General features: G+C 72.1%; 5 protein-coding genes and 1 pseudogene. 3 read left to right on the top strand and 3 right to left on the bottom strand.

Translation table 11 applies throughout. From position 1 onward, the window contains the following. A pseudogene (locus tag G3I65_RS45370) lies at nt 1–631 on the bottom strand (OFA family MFS transporter); the annotation flags it as partial. 374 nt (nt 632–1005) lie between these two features. Continuing rightward, on the bottom strand, nt 1006–1416 hold the full coding sequence (locus G3I65_RS45365) for an Lsr2 family protein (protein ID WP_160701582.1): 411 nt from the start codon (nt 1414–1416) through the stop codon (nt 1006–1008). Between the two features lie 218 nt (nt 1417–1634). Here G3I65_RS45365 and G3I65_RS45360 point away from each other — a divergent pair, with 218 nt between their 5' ends. Continuing rightward, entirely contained in the window at nt 1635–2486 is an 852-nt protein-coding gene (locus G3I65_RS45360) for an SAM-dependent methyltransferase (protein WP_160701581.1), read from the top strand. 30 nt (nt 2487–2516) lie between these two features. On the opposite strand, the gene dinB is transcribed toward G3I65_RS45360, so the two are convergent. Further along, the gene (dinB, locus tag G3I65_RS45355) at nt 2517–3707 is read right to left on the bottom strand and encodes a DNA polymerase IV (RefSeq protein ID WP_160701580.1); all 1191 of its coding nucleotides are present in this window, start codon (nt 3705–3707) and stop codon (nt 2517–2519) included. A gap of 154 nt (nt 3708–3861) precedes the next feature. Here dinB and G3I65_RS45350 point away from each other — a divergent pair, with 154 nt between their 5' ends. Both G3I65_RS45350 and G3I65_RS45345 read left to right on the top strand, forming a co-directional pair. Next, nucleotides 3862–4281, top strand: coding sequence for a hypothetical protein (locus G3I65_RS45350; RefSeq protein ID WP_160701579.1), 420 nt, complete (start codon nt 3862–3864; stop codon nt 4279–4281). 16 nt (nt 4282–4297) lie between these two features. Next, nucleotides 4298–4810, top strand: a complete 513-nt coding sequence (locus G3I65_RS45345) for a 2'-5' RNA ligase family protein (protein WP_309236011.1) — start codon at nt 4298–4300, stop codon at nt 4808–4810. Nucleotides 4811–5041 lie beyond the last annotated feature (231 nt).

The raw sequence follows: 5041 nt of genomic DNA, 5'->3' as shown, positions 1-5041 counted from the left end.
GCGGCGGGTAGCGCAGCACCGCGCCGCAGCCCGCGATCACGACGAGCACGAGAGCGGCAGTCACGTCCAAGAGCACTGCTCTCGATTCGGGGAGCGCGGCGGCGAGGACGACGAAAGGCACGCTCCCGAACGCGAAAGCGCCGCTCACGATCCCCGCGCGCGGGCCGGTGCGTTCCGGGAACCACGCGAGGACCGCGCCGACGCACGTCGCGTACACCAGGCCGGTGCCGAGTCCCCCGAGCACGGAGTACCCGAGGAAGACGGTGACCAGACTGCTCGCGTGGCCGAGCGTGACGAGCCCGGCGGCGCACAGGACCGCGCCGGCGGTCATCGCGGCCGGCGCGGGCAGCACCCCGCGGTCGCGCAGCCAGGCTGCCGGGAAAGCCACCCCGGCCTGGCAGATCGCCCACACCGCGAACGCCGGCGCGATCCCGCCGAACGTCCAGCCGTGCGCCCGGCTCAGCGCCGGGACGATCGCGCCGAAGCCGTACTGCTGCACCCCGGCGGCGAGCATGGCCGCGGCGGCCAGCCACGTGATCCACGTCCGCGGCCTGCCGAGCAGCTCGCGATCCGATTCCCCGACGCGGTACCGCCGGCCGTAGACGTCCCGGAGCTCGCGGATCTCGGCCATGGCGACCGCCTCCTCGCAGACTGCAGATTGTATGCAGTATGCGGTAGTCTGCCGCCTGAGGCAAGAAGGCGGCCCGGTGGCCATCGAGGGAGGAGGCGGCCACCGGGCCGGTGCTCCTACGCGGTACCGGCCGCGCGGAGCACTGACAGTCTGGCCATCGAAGGCACCGTCGACAAGCTTTGACACCCGTCCAACGGCGTCCGGCGTCCACAACGAACACCTACGGACGCACGAAAGCGCCCCGAAGTGACGTCGGGGGCGGTGATCGCACTCGACGTCCCATCGGGGCGCTCCGGCCGGAACTCCCGCGAGCGGACCGCGCGGTGAGCACTCACCGCGACGATTCCGCTACGCGTCAGGCAGTTCCGCCGATCTCAAGACTTCTTGCGCGGAGCTCGCTTGCGCGCCGGCTTGGTGTCGGCCGGCTCGGCCGCCGCGGCCTGGTCGGCCTCGAAGCCGGCGATGATCTCGCTGGAGAGGCGGCCGCGCTCGGCGACCTCGTAGCCGTTGGCCTGCGCCCATTCGCGGATCTGCCGGTTGCGCTCGCGGTCGGTGCCCGAACTGCCCGAGCCGGACAGCGACTGGCCGGTCGCGAGGCGGACCTTGCGGCCGCCGATGCGCCGCGCGGCGCCGACGTAGCGCGCGAGTTCGTCCCGCAGCGCGGAGGCGTTGTCCTCCGACAGGTCGATTTCGTAGGTCACCCCGTCGAGGCTGAAGGGGACGGTCTGCGAGGCCTCGCTGCCGTCGAGGTCGTCCACCATCTGGACCTGCACCCGTTGCGCCATGGTTCGTCGTTCCTCATCTTCTCCAGAACACGGTCGGACAGACCCTAACCTGTCGAATCCCGTCCGGCACGCGCGACACCCGTCAAGCGTCCACAATGGCCGCCCGGGCGAGCGGGTCGCCCGGCTCCAGAGTGACCGCAACGGAGTCGAAATGGGATACACCTTGCCGAAAAATCAATTTTGTGATATGCTCGAAATCAAATCGGTACCGTGGCGACGTGACCAGCCTCCAGTTTCCCGGTAATGCCAGCCGGACCGCCTTCACCGCGGCCGCCGCACGGGCGGCGCATTTGCTCGTCGACGCCGAACCGTACCTCTTCACGGACTCCCTCGCCGCCACGCTCCTCGGTGCCCAGGCGGCGGATCTCTTGGTATACCACAAGCTCCACGGCACCCACCCGGTGCTCGCGAGCGCCCGCGCCGAGGCGCTGTGCCGGAGCCGGTTCACCGAGGAGCGGCTCTCCCATTCCGGTATAGACCAGTATGTGATTCTGGGCGCCGGCCTCGATTCGTTCGCGTATCGCACGCCGGCCGGACGTTTCCGGGTGTTCGAGGTCGACCACCCGGCGACCCAGGTGGTCAAACGGGAACTGCTCGCCGCCACCGGGATCGCCGAACCGCCTTCGGTCACCTTCGTGGCGGCCGACTTCGAAGCGGATCCGCTCCGGGAACGGCTCGTCCAGAGTGGACTGGACCCGTTTCGCCCCGTGTTCGTGAGCTGGCTCGGCGTCACCATGTACCTGACGCGCGAGGCGATTGCCGCCACATTGACGGATCTCGGCCGTTTCGCCCCGGGATCGGAAATCGTCGCGGATCACCTGCTTCCCGCGGAACTGCGGGACGCGGCCGGAAACGGTTACGCCGAAGCGGTCGGGGCGGTCGCCGCGGACGGGGGTGAGCCGTGGCACACGGTCCTCTCCCCCGCCGCGTTCGCCGATCTCCTGGGCGCGGCCGGGTTCGAAGTCGTCGAACAGGCCGGGCAGCGGCAGAGCGTCGCCGCGGAACTGTGGGAGCGCACCGACGCGCTGCGGCCTATCGCCTTGTCCACGCTGACCCACGCCCGCCGCTGACGTTTTTTGCTTGGTTGAGCAGATTCGAAATCAATCGGGGAGCATCGGCACTTCGAGGTCGTCCGGGCGGCCGAGCAGAACCGCGCGGGTGACCGCCGCCTTCCCGAACCGGTCGCGCACCGCGTCCAGCGCACTGTCGAGCTCGGTCGCCCGCTGACGCTCGAAGGGCAGGGAGAGCTGGAACGGGTCGTCGTCGGCCAGGTTGGACAGGGCGGCGCCGAGCAGTGTGATCCCCCGGTCGGCGATCAGCGGGAGCGCGGCGACGAGCAGTTCCCGCGCCGCGGCGAGCAGCACGCCGGTGCCGGCGGTCGGGTCGGCCAGCGTGTGCGAGCGGGTCGCGCGTTCGAAGTCGGCGAAGCGCAGGCGGATCGTGACCGTCCGGCAGACGCGGTCGGCCGCTCGCAGCCGGCGGGCGATCCGGTCGATCAGCGCCACCAGCACGACGTCCAGTTCGGCCGGGGTCCGCCTGCCGCGGCCGAGTGACCGCTGGGCGCCGATCGAGCGGCGCCGCACGCCGACTTCGACGCGGCGCGGGTCGCGGTTGTGCGCGAGGGCGTGCAGATGCCGGCCGGGACCGCGGCCGAGCAGGCCGTCGAGGTCCACCTGCTCGGACGTCGCCAGCTCGCCGACCGTCCGGATCCCGCGCGCGTGCAGCTTCTCCGTGGTGACCTTGCCGACGCCCCAGAGCGCCGAAACCGGCAGCGGGTGCAGGAACTCCAGCTCGCCGTCGTGCGGGACGACGAGCAGGCCGTCCGGCTTGGCGACCCGGCTGGCGACCTTGGCGAGGAACTTCGTCCGCGCCACCCCGACGGTGATCGGCAGCCCAGCCCGCTCGGCGACGGCGGCGCGGAGCCGTTCGGCGATGTGGCTCGGCCGCCCGCCGATCTTGGCCAATCCCCCGACGTCGAGGAACGCCTCGTCGATCGAGATGCCTTCCACCCACGGCGTCGTGTCGTGGAAGACCTCGAACACCGCGCGGCTGGCGGCCAGGTACGCCGACATCCGCGGCGGCACTACGACCGCTTGCGGGCACAGCCGCCGCGCCTGCGCGCCGCCCATCGCCGTGCGCACGCCGTAGGCCTTGGCCTCGTAACTCGCGGCCAGGACGACCCCGCCGCCGACGATCACCGGCCGCCCTTTCAACGCCGGATCGTCGCGCTGCTCGACCGACGCGTAGAACGAGTCGAGATCGGCGTGCAGGATGGGCCCCTCAGCGGTCATAGAACATATGTTCGCATAACCGAGCGCCGAAGTCCGCTCACCCGTCCGTCGCGAATGGCGTGCCGCCGGTCGACACTGAGCGCTTTTCCGGTTGTCCGCCGTCCGTGGCCGCGCTCACACTCGAGCCATCGAACGACCCGACCCTGGGGGCGACATGAGCGAGAAGTGCCGGTGCGGCGACCACCACGCGTGGGCCGCGCCGAACCCCGAAGACCGGCCCGCCGCCGCGCGGCAGCCGCTGCTGGCTTCGACACTGGCGCACGAAGACCGCGTGGAAGACGACGGCGGCCTCGACCCGACCGACCGTGTCACCTGCCGCACGCACCGCCGCTGGCTGCACGAGTGCGTGTCGTCGCCGGTGCACACGAACCCGGCGATCGGCTACCGCTGGTGCCGCAGCTGCGACCACCAGGCGCTGGTCGCGGTGGACGAACTGGCCGGCGCGGTGACCATCCGCTGCGGCCTCTGCGGCCGCGTCCCGCGCAGCCGCGCCAACGCGGAGCTCGTCGAGCTGTGCCGCCGCAGCCTGTCCCTGGCCCGCGCGGGCCGGTTCCCGGAGGCCGCCGCGGCGTGACTGCCATGATGCGGAGGTGCCCGAAACCGGAACCACCGCGCTGGTGATCCTGCTGCCCGCCGCCGAACCGATCCTGGCCGCGGCCCGCCGCGTCGACCCGGCCCTGGTCCGCCCCGGCCTGCCCGCCCACGTGACGGCGCTCTACCCCTTCTTGCCGGATGCCGAGCTGACCGACCAGGTTCTCGACGCGGCCCGCGAGCTGGCGGCAACGTTCTCGCCGACCGACGTGCCGCTGACCGAGTTCGTGACGGCGCCGGGTTTCGCGGCGATCCCGGTGCCCGCGCTCCAGCCGATCACGGACGCGGTCTGCGACCGGTGGCCGTCCGTCCAGCCGTACGGCGGGCGGTTCGGTCCCCGGCCGGGGGCGCACGTAACCGTGGCGATGGGCGGTGAGGCGGAGGTTCTCGAGCGGGTGGCCGGCGAGGTGCGGCCGCTGCTGCCGGTGCGGGACCGGGCGGTGGAGCTGCAGCTGGTCGCGCTTACGGAGCGGGGGTGGGAACCGAGACTCTCCGCGAGGTTCGGCGGCTGACGCCTCTGCCACCGAGTCCCGGCGGCTGAACGGACGGCGAGTACGACCTTCGCGGCGGGAACCGGGGCTGCCCTCGGCAACCGGTGGCTGAACTCCCGGCGCCGCAAACCCAGGCCGCCCGACGAGCGGGAGGTGAGCGCGCGGGGTGCCGCCGCCCGCAACCGAAGCCGCCCGCCGCATTCGCCGGGTGAACGGCAGGCGCGCCGCGAACGAGGCCGCCCTCAGCGGCCG

This window comes from Amycolatopsis sp. SID8362, from assembly GCF_010550475.1.
Taxonomy (GTDB): domain Bacteria; phylum Actinomycetota; class Actinomycetes; order Mycobacteriales; family Pseudonocardiaceae; genus Amycolatopsis; species Amycolatopsis eburnea.
This window is presented reverse-complemented; position numbering and strand designations above follow the sequence as displayed.